This window comes from Croceitalea sp. W27 (genome assembly GCF_055693185.1).
Genome location: NZ_CM146327.1, coordinates 3,011,874 through 3,032,869, shown reverse-complemented (window position 1 = coordinate 3,032,869; position 20,996 = coordinate 3,011,874). Strand labels below are relative to the sequence as shown.

General features: G+C 37.1%; 16 protein-coding genes. 11 read left to right on the top strand and 5 right to left on the bottom strand.

Translation table 11 applies throughout. From position 1 onward, the window contains the following. From ACZ1GR_RS13650 to clpX, 8 genes are all read left to right on the top strand, one after another. Positions 1–1,494, top strand: coding sequence for a DUF1501 domain-containing protein (locus ACZ1GR_RS13650; protein ID WP_472609486.1), 1,494 nt, complete (start codon positions 1–3; stop codon positions 1,492–1,494). Further along, positions 1,494–2,528 (top strand): NHL repeat-containing protein, encoded by a 1,035-nt coding sequence (locus tag ACZ1GR_RS13645; RefSeq protein WP_472609485.1) that lies wholly within the window; start codon positions 1,494–1,496, stop codon positions 2,526–2,528. Before ACZ1GR_RS13650 ends, ACZ1GR_RS13645 begins: the two co-directional genes overlap by 1 nt. Beyond that, positions 2,528–3,334: a chitobiase/beta-hexosaminidase C-terminal domain-containing protein gene (locus tag ACZ1GR_RS13640; protein WP_472609484.1), complete on the top strand. Its 807-nt coding sequence runs from the start codon at positions 2,528–2,530 to the stop codon at positions 3,332–3,334. Before ACZ1GR_RS13645 ends, ACZ1GR_RS13640 begins: the two co-directional genes overlap by 1 nt. Before the next feature lie 3 nt (positions 3,335–3,337). Then, complete coding sequence (locus ACZ1GR_RS13635) at positions 3,338–5,395, top strand: chitobiase/beta-hexosaminidase C-terminal domain-containing protein (RefSeq protein ID WP_472609483.1); 2,058 nt, start codon at positions 3,338–3,340, stop codon at positions 5,393–5,395. 61 nt (positions 5,396–5,456) lie between these two features. Beyond that, complete coding sequence (locus ACZ1GR_RS13630) at positions 5,457–5,804, top strand: phage holin family protein (RefSeq protein WP_472609482.1); 348 nt, start codon at positions 5,457–5,459, stop codon at positions 5,802–5,804. Between the two features lie 100 nt (positions 5,805–5,904). Beyond that, positions 5,905–7,227, top strand: a complete 1,323-nt coding sequence (tig, locus tag ACZ1GR_RS13625; protein WP_472609481.1) for a trigger factor — start codon at positions 5,905–5,907, stop codon at positions 7,225–7,227. Between the two features lie 84 nt (positions 7,228–7,311). Further along, positions 7,312–7,989, top strand: a complete 678-nt coding sequence (gene clpP / locus ACZ1GR_RS13620; protein WP_377767377.1) for an ATP-dependent Clp endopeptidase proteolytic subunit ClpP — start codon at positions 7,312–7,314, stop codon at positions 7,987–7,989. An 81-nt stretch (positions 7,990–8,070) separates the two neighbouring features. After that, the gene (gene clpX / locus ACZ1GR_RS13615) at positions 8,071–9,306 is read left to right on the top strand and encodes an ATP-dependent Clp protease ATP-binding subunit ClpX (RefSeq protein WP_377767378.1); all 1,236 of its coding nucleotides are present in this window, start codon (positions 8,071–8,073) and stop codon (positions 9,304–9,306) included. A gap of 71 nt (positions 9,307–9,377) precedes the next feature. On the opposite strand, the gene ACZ1GR_RS13610 is transcribed toward clpX, so the two are convergent. Beyond that, complete coding sequence (locus tag ACZ1GR_RS13610) at positions 9,378–9,917, bottom strand: hypothetical protein (RefSeq protein WP_472609480.1); 540 nt, start codon at positions 9,915–9,917, stop codon at positions 9,378–9,380. Positions 9,918–10,101: 184 nt separating this feature from the next. Continuing rightward, positions 10,102–11,619, bottom strand: coding sequence for a GH3 auxin-responsive promoter family protein (locus ACZ1GR_RS13605; RefSeq protein ID WP_472609479.1), 1,518 nt, complete (start codon positions 11,617–11,619; stop codon positions 10,102–10,104). A 178-nt stretch (positions 11,620–11,797) separates the two neighbouring features. Here ACZ1GR_RS13605 and ACZ1GR_RS13600 point away from each other — a divergent pair, with 178 nt between their 5' ends. Then, a complete protein-coding gene (locus ACZ1GR_RS13600) occupies positions 11,798–12,592 on the top strand; it encodes a DUF2797 domain-containing protein (protein ID WP_472609478.1) in 795 nt (264 codons plus the stop codon). A gap of 22 nt (positions 12,593–12,614) precedes the next feature. Next, complete coding sequence (locus tag ACZ1GR_RS13595) at positions 12,615–13,913, top strand: serine hydrolase domain-containing protein (RefSeq protein WP_472609477.1); 1,299 nt, start codon at positions 12,615–12,617, stop codon at positions 13,911–13,913. Between the two features lie 75 nt (positions 13,914–13,988). Here the strand turns inward: ACZ1GR_RS13595 and ACZ1GR_RS13590 are convergent, their stop codons facing one another. After that, complete coding sequence (locus ACZ1GR_RS13590; RefSeq protein ID WP_472609476.1) at positions 13,989–14,501, bottom strand: hypothetical protein; 513 nt, start codon at positions 14,499–14,501, stop codon at positions 13,989–13,991. A gap of 26 nt (positions 14,502–14,527) precedes the next feature. Next, positions 14,528–15,073, bottom strand: coding sequence for a cupin domain-containing protein (locus tag ACZ1GR_RS13585; RefSeq protein WP_472609475.1), 546 nt, complete (start codon positions 15,071–15,073; stop codon positions 14,528–14,530). Positions 15,074–15,294: 221 nt separating this feature from the next. Between ACZ1GR_RS13585 and ACZ1GR_RS13580 the strand changes: the two genes are divergently transcribed. Further along, positions 15,295–18,141, top strand: coding sequence for an ATP-binding protein (locus tag ACZ1GR_RS13580; RefSeq protein ID WP_472609474.1), 2,847 nt, complete (start codon positions 15,295–15,297; stop codon positions 18,139–18,141). Positions 18,142–18,274: 133 nt separating this feature from the next. On the opposite strand, the gene ACZ1GR_RS13575 is transcribed toward ACZ1GR_RS13580, so the two are convergent. Next, positions 18,275–20,983: an AsmA family protein gene (locus ACZ1GR_RS13575; RefSeq protein ID WP_472609473.1), complete on the bottom strand. Its 2,709-nt coding sequence runs from the start codon at positions 20,981–20,983 to the stop codon at positions 18,275–18,277. Positions 20,984–20,996 lie beyond the last annotated feature (13 nt).

Below are 20,996 nucleotides of genomic sequence, written 5' to 3'. Positions count from 1 at the left end.
ATGAGTGAGAAGAAAATTATACACGAACGTTCTTTATCATTGAACAGAAGGTCTTTTTTAGGAAAGTCTGCCCTTGGCGTTGGTGGTGCAGCATTAAGCACGCTTATGGGCTGTTCTTTTTTCAGAAAAGATGAAAATGGCATACTTACCAAAGAATCAAGCTTTGGCAGTAATCAAGGAACTTTAGATGTGCTTCATCACGCCGCAAAGGCTAAAAGAGTAATTTATTTATTTCAAAGTGGCGGACCGTCACAGTTGGAGCTTTTCGATTACAAACCAACGCTAATCAAAAGAAGGGGTGAAGAACTTCCTGAATCTATTAGAAATGGGCAGCGCTTGACCGGAATGACCTCTGGGCAAGATAGTTTTCCATTAGCAGGCTCGGTTTTCGATTTTAAGCAGTATGGCAAAAACGGTACTTGGGTAAGTGATTTACTCCCTTATACCGCAAAAATGGTCGATGAACTCTGTATCGTAAAATCGATGTTCACCGAAGCCATTAATCATGACCCTGCGGTAACTTTTTTTCAAACTGGGTCGCAACAACCTGGTAGACCAAGTATGGGTTCTTGGTTAAGCTATGGCTTAGGCAGCGAAAATAAAAATTTGCCTGCATTTACGGTTCTGCTATCCCGGGGTTCTGGTAGACCTAATGGACAGCCATTATATACAAGACTATGGGGCAACGGCTTTTTACATTCGCTTCACCAAGGAGTTCAATTTAGAGCAGCCAAAGACCCAGTGCTCTATTTAAACGACCCAAAAGGAATCACCAAAGAAAGTAAACGTGATATTCTAGATAAAATAGCTGAACTCAATGACAAGCAATATGACGAATTTGGTGACCCGGAGATTCAAAGTAGAATTGCGCAATATGAAATGGCCTATAAAATGCAAACATCTGTTCCCGATGTCATGAATACCGATGACGAACCAGATTATATTTATCAAATGTATGGTGCAGATGCCAAAATTCCAGGTACTTATGCTGCCAATTGCCTATTAGCAAGAAAACTAGCAGAAAAAGATGTTCGCTTTATCCAATTATACCATATGGGTTGGGACCAACATGATAATCTGCCAAATGCTATTGAAAAACAAGCTAAAGATGTAGATCAGGCTTCTGCAGCACTCGTTGCCGATTTAAAGCAACGAGGTCTATTAGAAGATACCCTTGTTATTTGGGGTGGAGAATTTGGAAGAACAAACTATTCGCAAGGCTTACTTACAGACACTAATTATGGTCGTGATCACCATCCTCGATGTTTCACCATGTGGATGGCAGGAGGAGGCATAAAACCAGGAACAGTTTATGGAGAAACTGATGATTTTGGTTATAACATTATCAAAGACCCAGTTCATGTTCATGATTTTCAAGCAACTATGCTTCATTTATTAGGTATCGATCATGAAAAACTTACTTATAAATATCAAGGTAGACGCTTTAGACTGACCGATGTTGAAGGACATATCATGAACGATTTACTGGCCTAATGAAAAGAAGAAACTTTATTAGAAATAGTAGCTTAGCAACTACTGGTTTAGCTTCAGGACTGTTAAACGCAAATCATTTGTTTTCATATAAAGACGCTGTAATAGGTCATAATTCCCACCAATATAAAATAGACTTGCAATGGGGAGCACTAAACTCTAACTTTTATCCTGTGAACGATTGTCATGAAATGGTTCAAGACTCTAAAGGAAGAATCATTTTATTGACAAATCATACCAAAAACAACATTATTATTTATGACCGTTCGGGAAAGCTACTGGAAGTATGGGGGACGGATTACCCAGGAGCACACGGGTTAACTTTAAATGTCGAAAATGGTGAAGACGTACTATATATTTCAGAAAATAACCGGCATGAAGTTATTAAAACTACCATAGATGGAAAAGTCATTCAAGTGTTTCCATACCCCAAAAAATCAGGAAAATACGCTAAAAAAGAAAACTATATTCCAACTGAAACTGCAATAGCCAAAAACGGTGATGTTTATGTTGCCGATGGCTATGGAGAACAGTTCATTATGCATTATAGTAGTAAAGGTGAGCTCTTAAATATTTTTGGAGGTCGAGGTGAAGAAGAACATCAATTCAATAATGCACATGGTATTTGTATTGATGACCGCGATGCATCGAACCCAACATTACTCATAACTGCACGTCAACAGAATAAGCTAAAACGTTTTAGCTTAAATGGTGACTATTTAAATAGCATTGATTTGCCCGGTGCATTTATTTGCAGACCCGTAATTCATAATGAGCATATTTATTTAGCAACTATTTGGTCCGGAAATGGTGCCGAAGGAACTGGATTCATTAGCATTTTGAACGAAAACAACCAATTAATTTCTGCCCCAGGAGGCTGTGAACCAAAATACATTGATGGGGAATTAAATTCAATGTATCAAACCTTAAAAGTATTTCAACATCCACATGATGTATGCCTTGATGATGATGAAAATTTATATGTGGCGCAGTGGAATTCTGGTAAAACTTACCCCATAAAATTATATCGTGTCTAATGAAATTCAAGATTAGTTTTTTCATATTGATAGGTTTTGGGGTTTTATCCTGCCAACAAGGAGGCAAACCAAGCTTTAGTTCGTCAGAAATTTTTGAGTTATCGCCACCTCAACTTACGATAGATTCACTTCTTTTTACGACCTCCGCTAAGCTCGAAGCAAACTTTGAAGTCAAGAATGCTAAAATTCATTATACTAGAGATGGTAGTAGCGTTAATGAAAGCTCAGCGGTGTACAAGAACCCAATTACCATACAAAAATCCGGCACATATAGTTTTAAAAATTTTCATCCTGATTTTAAGTCAAGTGATGAAATTAGCATTGACCTAATAAAGATTACTAACGATATTTCTAAAGCTAAAATCACAATTTCTCCAAATCCACATTCGAATTACGGAGGGATAGGAGTTCGTGGATTGGTGGATCTAAAAAAAGGAAGTACACAATTTAGAAATGGAAATGAATGGCTTGGATTTCAGTCACCCGTTATCACCATTAATTTAGATTTTGAAGAACAGCTCGAAATTTCAAAAATTATACTAAGTACGCTTAAAGACCATAATTCATGGATATTCTTTCCAGAATCTATCGCGGTTTCAAACCAAACAAGACGAATAGGTTCTTTAAATTTAGCGCCGCCCAAAGCACCTCAAGAAACCAAGCTATCATTTATTGAAATTCCAATTAAAAAAGATTCTTATTCTAATTTAGAAATTCAAATACACCTTTTAGACAAAATTCCGAACTGGCATCAAGGCAAGGGCACATTACCCTTCTTTTTTATTGATGAAATAATAGTTGAATAAACAATGACATACCTAACCATAAATATTGGCAATTTTCATCCTATTTTGGTACATCTACCAATTGGGATTTTGATTTTTGCCTTTTTATTAGAAATCTACCAACGTTTTAAGCCAAAAGAAAACATAACGGGTATCATAAAATTTGCCATTGCCATTGGTGTCTTAAGCGCAATAGCGTCTATAATTACCGGTCTTTTTTTAGAAGATAGTGGCTCTTACGATGAAGATGCCATTTTCAAACATAAGTGGATGGGTATTGGCATGACGGCAATAGCTATCTTATTATATTTTGCTAAAGACAGTGGAAATAAAGTTGTATCTAAACTTTATCTCCCCATGTTTGTTGCTGTAATGATAATGCTAACGATTGCAGGTCATTGGGGAGGGAACATGACGCACGGCGAAGGTTTTTTAACCAAAGATATTACCTCAAATGAAATCATAATCGAAGATGTAAACGAAGCCTTAGTTTATAACGATATTATTCAGCCTATTTTAAATAACAAGTGCGTTAGTTGTCACAATTCTAAAAAAACCGAGGGAAAGCTGTTGTTGACCTCACAACAAGAGCTACTTCTAGGTGGAGATTCCGGGAGCCTTTTAGAGGCAAAAACATCAGAGCAACCCTTACTTTTGCATCGAGTTCAATTACCGGAAGAAGATGAAGAACATATGCCCCCAAAGGGTAAAATACAATTAACAGCCAGTGAAATTGCACTGTTACAGTGGTGGATTGAGAATGACAATTGTTTTGATTGTGTTACTTCAGATTTGGAACGTAAGAAAAAAATTCAAACCTATCTAAATGAATTAGAAGAAGATACTTCTATAAGGGCAATGATTGCTAAAGATTTGGACATTGTTGACCATAATTGGCTTACATCTAAAAAATTATCTGGCATTTCTATTTATCCCTTAAAAGAGGGAAGTCCTTTATTGCTCGTTAATTTATCCAATCGTAAAAATCTTTCCAAAAATGATTTCCTAGGACTCAAAAAATACGCGGAGCACATTGTAGAACTAAACTTGGGATATTCGAATTTTCAAGATTCATTGGCTTCTTCCATTTCAATCTTTAAAAATCTTACCAAACTGCAATTGCAAGGCACAGCGGTTGACGATGAGACTATAAAAGTAATTGATGGATTTGATAAACTAGAATCTTTAAACCTCTATGGAACGGAAATCACCGATACTGCAATAGAAACATTAAAAAACTTGACCAGTTTAAAAGATTTGTACCTATGGCAAACGAACCTTACGAATGAGGCAATAGCGCAATTAACATCAGAAAACAAAAATTTAATCGCTCATCAAATCAACAAAGATATCTTTTCAGCATCCGCTATTACTCCTCCCCTGTTTATTGTAGCTTCAAATTTTATAAAAGACTCACTACCTGTGGAGTTAGCGACTTCATTTGAAAATGCAAGTATTTTTTATACCACTGATAATTCTGAACCGGATACCTCTTCTACAAAATACTCAGAACCATTTCTTCTAAAAGAAACAACGACTGTAAAGGCGATAAGCCATAAAAAAGGTTGGGGCAAAAGTGAGGTTGTTACTACAAATTTTAAAAGAAGTACCATAGGCTACACCAATGTTGCCTTAAATAAGGAGCCAAGTGAGAAATACCAAGGAAAAGGGGCAGAAACACTTATTGATTTAGAAAGAGGAAGTGAGCGATTTGTAGATGGAAAATGGCTTGGTTATGAGGGCACACATTTTAATGCCACTTTTCAGCTGGAGGAAAAAAAAGAAATCTCATCAATTTCTGTTAGCGCCTTATCAAATCCTACCAACTGGATTTTTCACCCAAAAGGATTCAAAATATGGGTCTCAATCAATGGAAAAGATTTTAAACCTTGGCATACTGTTAAGCTTCCTGAACAAGAACCCTCATCAAATAGTAGCATTGATTTCTTTGATATTGAACTCCCCAAAGTGGAAACAAAATATGTACGTATTCAAGTTGAAAGTATTTTAAAGAATCCTTCTTGGCATCAATCTCCTGGAGGGAAAAGTTGGTTATTTGTTGATGAAATACTAATCAATTGATCTGCTGTAATTCTTGAAAGATTTAAAATCCATAAATTGTAGCTGAAAGAAACCCTTTATCATGAAACTTATTCTCAGAATTTTACTTAGCGCCGTGGCCGTTGTTATACTTTCAAAAGTACTGCCCAACGTAAGCGTAGATAGTTATGTTACCGCAATTATTGTTGCTGTAGTTCTAAGCCTTTTAAACTTCATTGTCAAACCCATATTGGTGATTTTGACCTTACCTGTCACCATTATTACCCTTGGTTTGTTTTTGCTGGTGATCAATGCGATTATCATTTTATTGGCCAGTAATTTCATTGACGGTTTCACGGTTAATGGTGTTTTATGGGCAATAGTTTTTAGCCTCTTACTTTCTTTATTTCAATCTATTTTATATTCTATTTTAAAAGAGGATAAAAAATAGTAAGTTATAGTTTGGTTTTCAATAGCTTAAAAAGTTGGCAAGCAATACAAAATATAGTATTTTTGCCACCCATTTTAGAAAAGCTAATAGTTAACTTCAGATGAATATTACAAAAGAACAGATAGACGACTTAAATGCAGTAGTAAAAGTAGCTATCACCAAAGATGATTATCAAGAAAAGGTAGATACTATCTTAAAAGACTATAGAAAACAAGCGAATATTCCTGGTTTTAGAAAAGGTCAGGTTCCTATGGGGCTTATCAAAAAACAATACGGAAAAGCTGTTTTAGTTGATGAAGTGAACAAATTGTTACAAGACAATTTGAATAAATACCTAACTGAAGAAAAACTTGATGTTTTGGGTAACCCATTGCCGAAACAACAAGATGGTTTTGATTGGGATAACGACGAATTCGCCTTTGAATTCGAATTAGGTCTTGCCCCAGATTTTAAGGTTAATGTGAAGACCAAAAAAGCAATAACCCAATACAAAATTGTTGCTGATAAGAAAATGGTCGATGAGCAAGTAGAACGTATTCAAAAACAGTACGGAAAATTGATTTCTAAAGCTGAAGTTGGCAAAACTGATGAAGTATCAGGGGTTTTCAAGAATGAATCTGAAGAAATAGATAACAAAACTACGGTTGAGCTGGATAAAATTAAAAGCAAAAAAGCTATCGATGCTTTGGTTGGTAAAAAAGTTGGTGATGTCGTTACCATAAAAACCAAAGGTTTATTTAAAGAAGATTACCTATTACCATCTGCCCTTGGTATTGCAAAAGAAAAGGCTGAAAAGTTAAATACCGAAGTATCTTTTACGATTGAAGAAATTAACGAAAGAGAATCTGCAGAACTAAATCAAGAGCTTTTTGACAAGCTCTTTGGAGAAGGTAATATCAAATCGGAGAAAGAGCTTAAGGCACGTATCAAAGAAGATTCTGAAAAACAATTCGAGCAACAGGCCGATCAAAAGTTATTGAATGATATTACTGAAAAGCTGATTGATGAAACAAAATTTAACCTTCCGACCGAATTCCTTAAAAAGTGGATTCAGGTAAGTGGCGAAAATCCGTTATCAGAAGATGAAGCTAGTGAAGAATATGAAAAATCAGAAAAAGGACTTCGTTATCAACTCATTGAAGGCAGAATCATCAATGAAAACAATCTTCAAGTTCAATTCGATGAATTAAAAGAATTTGCTAAAGGTTTTATAAAATCTCAAATGGCACAATACGGGCATTTAAACCCGACCGAAGAAGAGCTTGAAAATGTTGCTACAAGAGTCATGGGCAATCAAGAAGAAGTTAAAAGAATGTCAGAGCAACTTATGAGTCAAAAGCTGTTGGATCTTTATAAAGAAAAGGCTAATCTTAAGGTTAAAGAAGTTACTTATGATAACTTTATAAAAGAGGCCTACAAATAGCATTCTAAATAATATGTATCTTTGCGGTTCTGAAAACTTGAGTTTTCAGAACCGTTTTTTATTAAAATAAGCTTTAAAAATTCTATGGATTACGGAAAAGAATTTAAAAAATACGCCACTCAACATCAAGGCATAAACAGCATGTACTATGACCAAATCGTCAGTAGTATGTACCCGGTAAACTTGACACCGAACATTATTGAAGAGCGTCAGATGAATATCGCTGTTTTTGATGTTTTCTCTCGATTAATGATGGATCGTATTATTTTTCTTGGCACGGGTATCAATGATCAAGTCGCAAATATAGTTCAGGCCCAATTGCTATTTTTAGAAAGTACCGATGCCAATAAAGACATATCTATTTACATAAATTCACCTGGTGGCAGTGTATATGCAGGTTTAGGCATTTATGATACGATGCAGTTTATCAAACCTGACGTGGCAACAATTTGTACCGGAATGGCGGCATCTATGGGAGCTGTGCTCCTCTGCGCAGGTGAGAAAGGAAAACGTAGCGGACTGACCCATTCTAGGGTCATGATTCATCAACCCATGGGAGGCGCTCAGGGCCAAGCAAGTGATATTGAAATTACCGCTAAAGAAATACTTAAACTAAAGGAAGAATTATACGCAATCATTGCAAATCATTCGGGTCAAACTTATGACAAGGTTTATGAGGATAGTGACCGTGATTATTGGATGAAAGCAGATGATGCCAAGAAATACGGTATGATTGACGAAATCTTAGTAAGAGATAAATAATAATTTCGACCAACTACACGTCGCAAAGTAAACCATTCTTGGGCTTTTTGCGTTAGTGTACTGTAAACTTTAATGCTTTTTATGGCAAAGGAAAATCTAGAATGCTCATTTTGCGGAAGAAAAAAACCAGAAACCAATCTTTTGATTGCGGGTCTGGATGCTCATATTTGCGATAGATGTATTGAGCAAGCCTATAGCATTGTTTCAGAAGAGTCAAAGCAATCAAAGAATAATGATCTTTCATCAGAATTGGTCTTAAAAAAGCCAATGGAGATAAAAGAATTTCTAGACACTTTTGTAATTGGCCAAGAACGTACCAAAAAAGTAATGTCGGTCGCTGTTTATAATCACTACAAAAGATTATTACAGCCCAAGAGTAAGGAAGATGATATTGAAATCCAAAAAAGCAATATCATTATGGTCGGGCAAACTGGTACGGGTAAGACCTTAATTGCTAAAACAATAGCTCGAATGCTCAATGTGCCTTTAGCCATAGTTGATGCCACTGTACTTACCGAAGCTGGTTATGTAGGGGAAGATGTAGAAAGTATTCTAACCCGTTTGTTACAAGCTGCCGACTATAATCTAGAAAAAGCGGAGCGTGGCATTGTTTTTATTGATGAAATTGATAAAATTGCCCGTAAGAGCGATAACCCCTCCATTACGCGAGATGTTTCGGGTGAAGGAGTACAGCAAGGGCTTTTAAAACTTTTAGAAGGTACTGTAGTCAATGTGCCACCAAAAGGAGGAAGAAAGCATCCAGACCAGAAATTTATTGAGGTTAACACCGAGAACATTTTGTTCGTCGCCGGTGGTGCTTTCGATGGTATCGAAAGAATGATTACCAAACGCTTGAACATGCAAGCTGTTGGTTATAGCGCATCAAAAGCCGAAGACAACTTAGACCAAGAGAATATTTTACAGTACATCATTCCGAAAGATTTAAAAGATTTTGGATTGATACCAGAGATTATTGGTCGTCTTCCTGTCTTAACACATATGAATCCCTTAGATGCAAAGACTTTACGTGCTATTTTGACCGAACCTAAAAACGCTATCATCAAACAATATGAAAAATTGTTTACCATGGATGGTATTGAGTTTAGTATCACCGAACAAGCTCTTAACTATTTGGTAGAAAAAGCAATAGAATACAAATTAGGCGCAAGAGGACTCCGTTCGTTGTGCGAAGCGGTGTTTACAGATGCTATGTTTAGTTTACCTAGCAGCGAAGAAAAAGAATTTAAGGTAACCAAAGCGTATGCAGAAGAAAAGCTGTCTTATGAAACCATTAAGAAACTCAAGGCCGTATCTTAATTTGAAGATGATTTGAAATAAAAAAGGAGCCCTCAATTTGAGGGCTCCTTTTTTTATACTTTATATCGATTTTACACTGCCTTTTTGGTTACTTTATGTAAAAGTTCCATACAGACATCACCAATAATCTTTTCATCAGAATACAGCTCATGCCCAAAACTTGGAATAACATTTAAGGAAACACCAACTTCTTTCGCCCATTTCATTTCAGGTTTGAATTTATCACATTCGCCAAAAATTAGATTCATATCTACTTCTGGAGAAGCATCTTCCATTCTAATACGTGTAGCCGAAATTGCCGTAAGCGATTTCATCGGAAGCCCTTTTAATGCAGCTTTCCAAGCTATGGTTCCCCCGGTACTAAAGGCCAAAACATGGCTAGCCTCTTTCTCTTTTTTAAGTAGGTGGGCCACTGCCGTATCTATACCTCCGTTTGTAAACGCTTTATGTAAATTTTCCTCTGTATTGATAAGCTCGTCTATGTTAGCAAGTTGCTGACAATCGTAAAAAGTAATATCATAATACTGCTGAAGGTATCCGAAATAAGAGGTTATCCAAAGCCCCTTTTTTACGCCCCACATATCGGAAAGAATTAGTAATTTTTCTGCCATAATTTTTAACTTTTGTTTGATCTAAGTTTTAAGATTGGGGAATTATCTTATAACAAACTTCAACCTTAAACGTCGCAAATCCTTATTTATTTGTTCAAGCAAGAAATTTGTTCGATGAATGGTTTAAATCTACGAAAACGTTTTCGTAGATTATCGATAATATGTGTAAGTGGTCTGTTTTAGGTTATTCCTTGTTGATATCCAACAACTCTTCTACATAACATCTATCATTAGATAATCTTGGAATTTTGTGTTGCCCTCCTAATTTATCCTTAGATTTTAACCAATCATAAAATAAATTTTCACGGGCAACATGCACTTCGGGCATTTTTAAAGTAGTGTTGTTATAACGTTTAGCTTCGTAATCTGAGTTTAGCGATTTAAGGGCATTGTCCAAGAACTCGGTAAAATAGGCAATGTCATCCGGTGATTTACGAAACTCAATAATCCATTCGTGTGCTCCTTTTTCATTGCCCTTCATAAATACGGGCGCAGCGGTATAATCTTTAATTTCAGCGCCTGTCTTTACACAAACCTGTTTTAAGGCTTCCTCTGCGTTTTCGATAATCAACTCTTCGCCAAAAGCATTAATATGATGTTTGGTTCTGCCCGTTATTCGAATTCTATATGGGTCAGTAGAAGTAAACCGGACAGTGTCACCAATTTTATATCGCCATAATCCACCGTTGGTAGTTATTACAATGGCGTAATTAACCCCTATCTCGACATCCCAAATAGGTACTGTCTTTTGCGTTTCCTTTCCATAAGAGTCCATAGCAATGAACTCGTAAAAAATTCCATAGTCCAACATCAACAACAAATCTTGAGAGTTGTTGCGGTCTTGTATCCCGAAAAAACCTTCCGAAGCATTATAGGTTTCATAGTAGTTAAACTTCTTTCGCGGAAGTAGCTTTCTATACTGTTCGCGATAGGGAGCAAAACTTACCCCGCCATGAAAATAGACCTCTAGATTTTCCCAAACTTCAAAAAGGTGATTCTTACCTGTTTTTTCAATCACATTGTTCAACAATACCAACATCCAAGAAGGCACACCTGCCAAACTAGTAACATTCTCTTTGATACTCTCTTCAATAATGGCCTCGAGTTTGGTTTCCCATTCGCTCATCAAAGACACTTTGTTACTTGGGGTACTGCTATACTCTGCCCAAAGCGGCATATTATCTATAAGAATAGCAGAAAGGTCACCGAAGAAACTTCCATTATCCTCATACAACTCTTTACTGCCCCCTAAACGCAGACTTTTACCATTGAATAATTGAGAATTCTCGTTATTGTTCAGATAAAGGCATAACAAATCTTTACCAGATTTGTAATGACAGTCTTCTAAAGCCTCTGAACTAACGGGTATAAACTTGCTTTTAGCATTTGTAGTCCCGCTACTTTTTGCAAACCATTTAATATGTGTCGGCCAGAATAGGTTTTGCTCACCCTTACGTGTACGCTCTATTAAAGGGGCAATTTCTTCATAATTGACAATTGGCACGCGCTCAGAAAACTCTTTATATGTAGAAATGGAATCAAAACCATATTCTCGACCTAAAGCCGTCTCATCGGCATAGGATAATAATTGATGTAATACCTCATCTTGTACATCATCAGGATACTTTAGAAAAAGTTCTATCTGGTGATAGCGTTTTTTAAGCAGCCAAGATGCAATAGAATTAAATAAAGGTATTGGCATTTTAGGTATATTTAGTCTAGTGAACTTGCATAGACCTTTTTAATTTGCTAAAAAATTGTCTTTTTGTACTGTATTTTTGCCAAAAATAAAAAGCCAATACAAGTTCAGTGAAAAATCAGCTTGGTCTTATAGCTAAAATAGCTTTTATTTTCAATATCATTTAATACAATCCGAACCAATGTTATACGAAGGTGTTTTAAGAAAAATGCAAACGGAACTGGGTAATCCAATCCAGTATTTTTTAGTTTTTGAGAACGATTTTATCAATTTCAACCAGGCCTTGAACAAAAAATTACAGCTTAAGTTCATCAAATTTCAATGTTTGAGCTGCGGTAACGACCGGCCTATTTACCGCCAAGGCTTCTGCAAATCGTGTTTTTATGAAACCCCAGCTGCAGGAGATTGGATTATGAAACCAGAACTGAGCACCGCACATTTAGATAAAGAGGACCGCGATTTAGCATACGAAAAACGCGTACAATTGCAACCGCATATTGTCTACTTAGCAAACTCAAGCAACGTAAAAGTTGGGGTGACCAGAAAAGCGCAGGTACCTACTCGTTGGATAGATCAAGGTGCCCATGAAGCCATTGAAATTGTTGAAGTACCTAACCGCTATTTGGCCGGCGTAACCGAAGTTGCCCTAAAAGAGCATGTTGCCGATAAAACCAACTGGCGTAAAATGCTTACCAATAGTGTTGAAGATGTGAACTTGGTCGAGTGGCGTGAAAAGCTAAAAAGCCATATTCCTGAAGAAGCACAAGAATATTATATCAATTCAAACACTGAAACCAATTTAGAGTTTCCTGTTTTACAGTACCCTGAAAAAGTACAAAGCTTAAATTTAGACAAAACACCAACTTTTGAAGGCGTTTTAAAAGGAATAAAAGGTCAGTACCTCATTTTTGAAGACAATACTGTTTTTAATGTAAGAGGCAGCGAAGGCTATTATGTGGGCATCGACATCAACTAATTCAATTTATAAGCAACCCGAAATGAAGACATCAAAAATCCTGTTAGTTTTACTGTCCACTTTTCTTTTCTTCTCATGTAAAACGGAGAAAAAAGAAATCGTTGAAATAGAAAAATTTCAATTTGCCTCTCCAAGCGAAGTCGGAATGTCTTTAGATAGTCTAGCTAAAATTGATACCATGGTTATGAAGTTTGTTGAAACTAAAAAATACCCTGGTGCAGTTACCTTAATTGCTAAAAATGGCAAAATCATTTATGAATCAGAGGTAGGTTGGACAGATTCTACACGAACGGAACCTTACCGAAAAGACCATTTATTTAGAATGGCTTCCATGACAAAGCCAATAGTTTCCGTTGCGACCATGCAATTGGTTGAAGCAGGCAAACTAAATTTAGACGACCCGGTAGGTAAATACATTCCGTCATTTATGGAGACGGAAGTGCTAACAGATTTTAATGAGGTGGATACTACATGGACGAGCACAGCTACTGCCACTATACCTACTGTTCGTCAATTATTAACACAAACTGCTGGTGTGCCTTATGGTTTTATGAATCCTAAAGTGAATGGGGCGATTTTGGCCAAGCACGGCATACCCGATTTAAGTACGCATTTACCTATAACCATAGCAGAAACTGCCAGTAAATTAGGCAATTTGGCTTTGATGCACGAACCGGGAGAAAAATGGATGTACGGACTCAACACTGATGTTTTAGGGCGTGTTGTAGAAGTAGCCTCAGGAATGAAGTTAGATGACTACATCAGAGAACATATTACCGAACCCATTGGGGCCGATAAGTTTGATTTCTATTTTAATGGCTCCCTTACCAGCAAACTAGCTAAGGTACATTTAACCAGACCTGATGGAACTATTGTACTTGCGCCAGAAAATATGGGGCCATTTTACATACCCAATTACCCTACCCAAGGCGCTAAAACCTATTTGTCTGGCGGTAGTGGTATGACAGGTACAGCTAGGGACTATTTTCTGTTCTGCCAAGCTATGCTCAATGATGGAAAGCTGGGGAATGCCCAAATTTTAAACCCTGAAACGGCTCAATCCATGCATAAATCTCAGATAGACACGCTTAGTTTTCCTTGGGGCACTGGTAGCTTTGGCTATGGTTTTCATGTAGCTAAAGGCGAAACTTCAAGGCCCGATGGCACCTATAGTTGGGGCGGGGCTTTTAGCACCACGTTTTGGATTGACCCGACAAATCAATTAATCGTAATTCAATTAAGACAAGTATTACAATCTCCTTATAACCCCGAAATTGATGGCAAGCTGGAAGAAATTGTGTACAGTAGCTTAAAAAAGTAACACAACGAATTCAAAGCAAAAAATCGCCCAAGAAACCCATGGACGATTTTAAACACTAACTAATACTAATTCAAATTAGTTACCATCTCCTACACTAGGGTTGGTTGGTGAAAAAATTCCCTCAGGATTATCTTTTACAATCCATACATGAAGTTGCCATTGGCTTAAGTTTGGATTGATCTCCCATTCATCTTCCGAACCTGTAAAACCTTCGGGCGGAGAACCTGGATTGTCCAAATCCTCAATTGGTATTGCATATTCCACTGCAACAAATTGCATAACACCATTCTCATCGGGTGCGTACAGTAGTATCTCTGGCTCTTCCAATACAAAAGTTTGATCCACACGAGGAGGGAGCAAATAGTGATGACCCATATTGGGTACAAACCCAGAGGCATCAAAAAAACCTTCATTTGTCGCTACACCAACGTCGCTATACTTTGCAGTAGCAGCTTTTAACTGATCTATTTCAATTTCCAATGGAGTTAACATTATTTCATCATTTTCGTCATCACTGCAACCAATACTTAAAAGTATTACTGGCAGGACCCATATCAAATTCTTTGTTAATTGCTTTGCGTTTTTCATAATTTACAGATTTTAATTATTTATTGTTATACAAATTGAATTCCGTAGGATTTAGATATTTTGGCTACCGTTTCAAAATCAGGTGGACCTTCTGGCATTGCGTGGAATTCGTCAAACATAAGTTCCATTCCCGAAGGAAAAGCACTTACCAACATTTTGGCTTTCTGACTACCAACAACTTTCCAAGAATGCACCAAATTTTTTGGAGCATAGGCCATATCGCCTTTTTTTAAAATCGTTATATTTTCTCCAATCATAACTTCGACCTCTCCTTCAAGTACCCTAAAAACTTCATCTTCCTTGGTATGGATATGTGGCGGTATACCAGAACCAGGAGCTAAATCATCAACCCATTCGAAGAACTGATTTCCTGTATCGGAACCAACTACTTTATGCAGTTGAGGGTTCCCGAAAATCCGTAGTTCAGTACCCTCATCGTTGCGAACCACTTTAGCATTTGTCCAAATTTTTGATAATGCACTACTCTTAAAAAATGCTTTTGCCGAACTTAAAGGCAACAAAGCCATCAAACTAGTTCCTCCTAATTGCCTTAAAAACCGTTTTCTGTCCATAATCATATATTTTTTGTTATTTATGTCAATGCAAATCTATTTGGACGGTGAATTCTAAAATGGCAATGTCGTTGCAGGTTGTGATTGTTTTGTTGCAAACTTCGTTACATGAAACAAAAGTGTTATTTCATGAAACATCCCTGTCAGGATATAAGTAGTCTACCATCGAACTTTGTGGTAATAGGTACAACAGCAAAATTCAGTATCTTTTATTCCGTAACATGAAGAAATTATCCCTTTTAGCGGTTTTTATGCTATTTCTGAATATGATTTCAGGGCAAGAAGTCTATGAATTGGACCCAAAATATCCCGTACATGATTTAGACCCTTATCTTCAGGTATATGCCGATAGCACAGAAAGCTTGTCGGTTGATAAATTATTAAATGGCACCGACCTATCTTTCACCCAAGGCGATGAACTCCCTCGATTGCTACAAACCCATATCACCTATTGGGGCAAATTACAATTAAGGGCTAAAGCTAAATTACCAGGGTGGACCTTACAGTTTGAAGACATCATGATTGGCCCTCCAGCTTGGAGTAAAAGTAACGGCAAGGTAGATGTGTATGCCTATGCGAACGGGCAACAGCTCTTTAATCAGAAGACAGGGGTTGACTACCCTAAAGAAGAGCGGGCAGCCTCAAAGCATTGGGTGCTCAACAATATTAGCTTGGCGGCATTACCACCTGATACCGTGGTCACCCTTATCATAAAGGTTCAAAGCAATAGCTTGGGGTACCCAGCTTACTTTAACTTGAGCGCGCGAAGTCCAAAACAGGCCTTCTACCATGAACCATACCAATACCACCGTATTTTCAATACCTTTATGTTCGGGGTTACCTTCATCGTTTTTCTGTACTTTTTCCTCCAATTTCTATACCTAAAAGAACAGGTCTATCTCTGGTTCTCGGTCTGGATTTTTTTCTGCATGTTGACTCATGTCATGACCATAGGCCTAATTATTGGTAATTTGACGATTGCACTACGATATCCCGTCTGGATGCTCTTGGCGCATGGCATCTTTTTTACTTTTTGGTTTTTTGGTCGGTCGTTTGTCAACTCCAAAGAAAAGTTTCCACTGCTCGACAAGTTCATTTTAGCATTGGCCTTTTTTATTTTGAGCGGAATCTTACTTACAATATCATACATAGTATTCTTTAAGCCCAAGCCGTTTTTCACCTCACCTCACCGTCTACATTATCTCTTTCTCCATCTTTATGCTATTGGTAGTTTGATCTTATCTGTTCTTTTGACCATAAAAAAAGACTCATTTGCGCGTTACTTCGGTGTGGGCTCCACTATTGCCAGTATATTTTTGATTTTTGGCACACTGTGGTCTATGGGTATTCTAAAACCTCCCTTTGGCATAGATCCTTACGCTACAGGTATGTTCTTGCAGATTGTTATTTATTCCTTCGGAATTTCCTATCGTAGTCAAAAAATCAATGAACAAAATCAATTGAAATACCTAGAAGGTGAACGCTCATTGGCAGAAATACAGCGCATGAAGGATCTGGACGAAGTGAAGACCCGATTTTTTGCCAATATCAGTCATGAATTTAGAACCCCTTTAACACTTATCCACGGTCCATTGCAACAGGCGGAAAAACAATCACAGAAACTTCAAGATAAATCTGTACAGCTCTCAGAGAAGTCGTTCTCCATTATTAAAAAGAATACGGCTCGTTTACAAACGCTTGTCAACCAACTATTGGATTTGTCTAAAATTGAAAGTGGCAATCTTCAGTTGAAATTAAGCAAAGGCGGGCTCGTTCAATTTCTTCGCACACATGTCTTTTCATTTGAAAGCCTGGCCGAACGTAAAAACATTAGTTTAAATACCCATTTTTCAGGGGAATTTGAAGAGTCGTATTATGATAAAGACAAGCTTGAAAAAATTGTAAATAATCTATTATCAAACGCATTTAAATATACACCACAGGGAGGGGCAATACATGTTAATGTAAGTCTAACGGACAAAAATCTATCCTTTGAAGTTGTCGATACCGGCAATGGCATGCATAAAAAAGAAATCGACCGTATTTTTGATCGTTTTTATAGAGTTGAAGGCACCGAAGCCAACGGGTCTGGCATTGGTCTGGCACTGACCAAAGAATTAGTAACTATACAAAATGGCCAAATTAATGTGCATAGTGAAAAAGGTAGGGGTACTACTTTTAAAATTCGACTTCCCATTACTTTAGAAGATTTACCAGAGGGCGCACATATGGCCGACAAACCCGGCTCATCCCTAGTAGAAAATAAAGAAATTATCGAATCATTAGATGAAATTTCCAATGAGCGGGCCGTGTCACTTCAAGCTCATGAAGAAGTGGTCTTATTGGTGGAAGACAATAAAGATTTACAAGGTTTTATCGCTGAGATATTAGCACCACATTATAGGGTTCTTACTGCAAAAGATGGGGCACAAGGTGAACGAATGGCTTTTGAACATATTCCCGATTTAGTCATCAGCGATGTGATGATGCCCAAAAAAGATGGATATGAACTGTGCAATACCTTAAAAAACAATGTAAAGACCAGTCACATTCCCATAATGATACTTACTGCAAAAGCAGGCCAATACAGTAAAATAGCGGGACTTACACAAGGTGCCGATGCTTATTTGACCAAACCGTTTGATGCAGAAGAACTATTACTTCGCACAAAAAACCTAATTACGGCGCGGAAAAAGTTTTGGGACTATTTTAAATCGCTCGACCTTAGTGTAGTTTCAGATTTAAAACTTAGCTCGGTAGATGATACTTTCTTACAAAAAGTGGTGAAAATCGTTAATGACAATCTTGACAATGAATTGCTTACAGTGGAAGACATTGCTTCAAAAGTTGGCTTTAGCCGCGCACAGTTACATCGTAAACTCAAAGCACTGACCAACAAGTCGGCAGGGCAACTTATGAATGAAATACGATTGAACAATGCCAAAACAATGCTTACCCAAAAAGTGGGTTCGGTTTCAGAAGTTGCCTATTCCGTGGGGTACTCCAACATGTCTTATTTTACAAAAAGCTTTAAGGAAAAGTTTGGTGTTCTACCTAGCAAAGTTTGAGTTACTAATTCACCGTATCCTTTTTCTTCTATTTGCCCAATAAGCTCCTTCCCTTAATCAAGGGAAGGTGGATTTTGACAAAATCAGCATAACAAACACCCCTAAAGTCCCCTCAAGGGGACAATACCTTAAGCTAATTCTTTTGCTGTGTAGTGTCCTTTTTCTTCTTTTTGCCCAATAAACCTCCCAGAATATTCCCAGCGGCTTCTTTAACCGCATCTTTTTTAGCAGTAGAATCTGGTTGTACAGAGTCTTTCTTTTTCCCTAGAAGACCGCCTAATATTTCAGAGGTAGAAGTTTTGGTAGAGTCTGTTGCCGTAGAATCGGTTTTATTACCGCCTAAAAGTCCACCCAACAAATCTTTAGCTTTGTCTTTTCCTTTATTCAATAACTTTTGTTTTTCTATCTCCACCAACTGCTTGGTTAAATTAGAAACACCGGAAGTTAAATCTGTAGTTACATTTGGGCTGGTATAATTACCCCCGATGTTAGCTATAACCGGTATGGTCAAGTCTTTAAGGCTATCATCATTAATTCTTGCGATAAGCTTATTTACGTCTTCGCCCAAATATTTGGCCGGCACGTCTAAAGTGGCTTTGTACTGCAACTGCCTGTCGAATGTATGGCTACCATTCACATTAACGGTTATGTCTTTGTATTTTAGCGCGAAAGGCTTCACTTTCACTGTTCCATTTTCAAAGGACAAGGCTGTTTTCAATCCTTTTAAGTCGATTGCCTCCATATCCAAAAAACTCAATTTACTATCTAAAGCTTTAAGCAAAGGCGCATTTTTGGTATCTATATTGGTAGACAACACCTCAGCTAGAATATTACCTGTTAGCGCTCCAAGACTGGGCGTCATATCGTCTTTTAGATTCCCGGATAGTTTTATGGTAGAATTTAGTTTTCCTTGTAAAGCACTAGCTACTGGGGCCAATACCTTAAACATGTCCAAAGCTTTAAAGGACTCCCCAATTTTAAAACCGTCCATCCCCAAAGCCATATCAAAAGTGGATATTTCGCTTTTTGTAGACACAGAACCGTTCATATTTAGTTTACCGTCAAACAAATCTGAAGTTAAGTTCTGTAATGTCGCAGCTTCATCCTTAATTTTCAATCGCCCAGAAACATTTTTTAAATTAAGATTATCATAAAGCACATTGTTTGCCATGGCCTCAATAGTAGCGTCTAAAAAAGAAGGTATTTTAATACGTTCATTGGTTGTTGGTGTTTCTGAAGTTACATCGGTTGAAACCTCTTCATCAACCATAAAATCATTTAATGCAAAGGTGTTGGACTGCAACTTAAAATTACCTTCTACATTTTCATCATTAAACAAAAAACCCAACAAATTGTTTATGATGCCAGTAGCCTTAAAATCGGTCTGGCCTGTTTTACCATCGAAAGAATTCAATGAAACCGTACCTGGATTAAAAGTAACGGCAGCTGTGTTGATGGCCACTGGATTTTTCAACTCTTCAGAATTGTATTTGAAACCTGTTAAATCCATTTTACCACTGGTCTTTGTATTCTCGTACTTTTTATTTTCTATAGAAGCCATATCAAAAGCCGTGGTAACATCAGCTGTCAAAAGCCCCGATAAATCTAAATCTGAAGGAATAGGATACGCCTTGGAGATATTGGCCAAATTCATTTTACCGTCCATATGGGCGTTTACTTTTGTATTACCCAGCAACTCTCTAATTTTTGCATTTACATTAAAACGGTCTTCATCTATTTGAAAAGAAAGTTTATTGATGCTTACATAGGTGTCTTCGGTGATACCCGTTTCGTTGTTGATATCCGTATCTATAAATACATTTTTGACCGCTTTGGGCAAATCTGGATATTTAAATGATGCGTTATCGGACTTTAATTTGATATTGAACATTGGAATGTGCGTATCATCAACAATACCTTTTAGCACCCCGTCTACCTCAAAATTTCCAGTGGTCTTTACGCTTTCAATATTCTTGGAATATTCTTCAGGAATTACGGCAAGAAAGTTCTTAAAATCTGAAGATGGTGTCTTAAAACTAATATCCACCTCTTGGTTTTCTTCGTTGACCTTTACAAAACCATCAAAAACCAGTGGTAGTTGATTCACCAAAGCCTTATTCTCTAAAAAGGAATATTTGTTTTCTTTTAAATCTATCCCGATAAGCGCATCCAAAGAAACCTTATTTTTATTCAGGTATTTGGTGCTATCGAGCTCGAAAGAAAGCAAGGCATCCGTTTTGGTTTGTAATTCTGATTGTTCCAAGGACAAATCACCCGTTCCAGCATGGTTGATTTCAGAAACCACCAAATGTGTTTTAGTTGCAAAATCATCATATATGACCTCAGAATTCGTTATCTCATACGATTCTAAAGCCAGTGTAAAACTATCCGAAGCTTCTTCCGGAGTCGTGATTACTTCATCTACTGTCTCTTTGGCGATATCATAATTGGCATTTTCCGCTTCATCTACCTTAATATGTAGTTTGGCATTGTCTACTGTCAGGCTTTTTATACTAATCGGCTCTTCAGCACTTTTAAAGAGTTCTTTTATCGACATACTTAAGGCCACGTTACCTGCTGCAAAAAGTGTATCGCCCTCGAAAGGAGTTTTATTCACCAAAGAAGTATTCGTGAGATCTACATAGGCATTCGGAAAGCTCTTGATAAGACTAAGTTTTGCATCTTCAAAATCAAGCGTTGCATTGACGTTCTGATTGACTTTGTTCTTTACAATGGTTGCTATTTTACCCTCTAGAAAAAACGGAATTGCAATCAGCAAAGCCAACAATACTAAAAAAATGATTCCGAAAATCTTTAAGAATTTCTTCTTTGTTTTTGCCATGGTTTATGTTTTT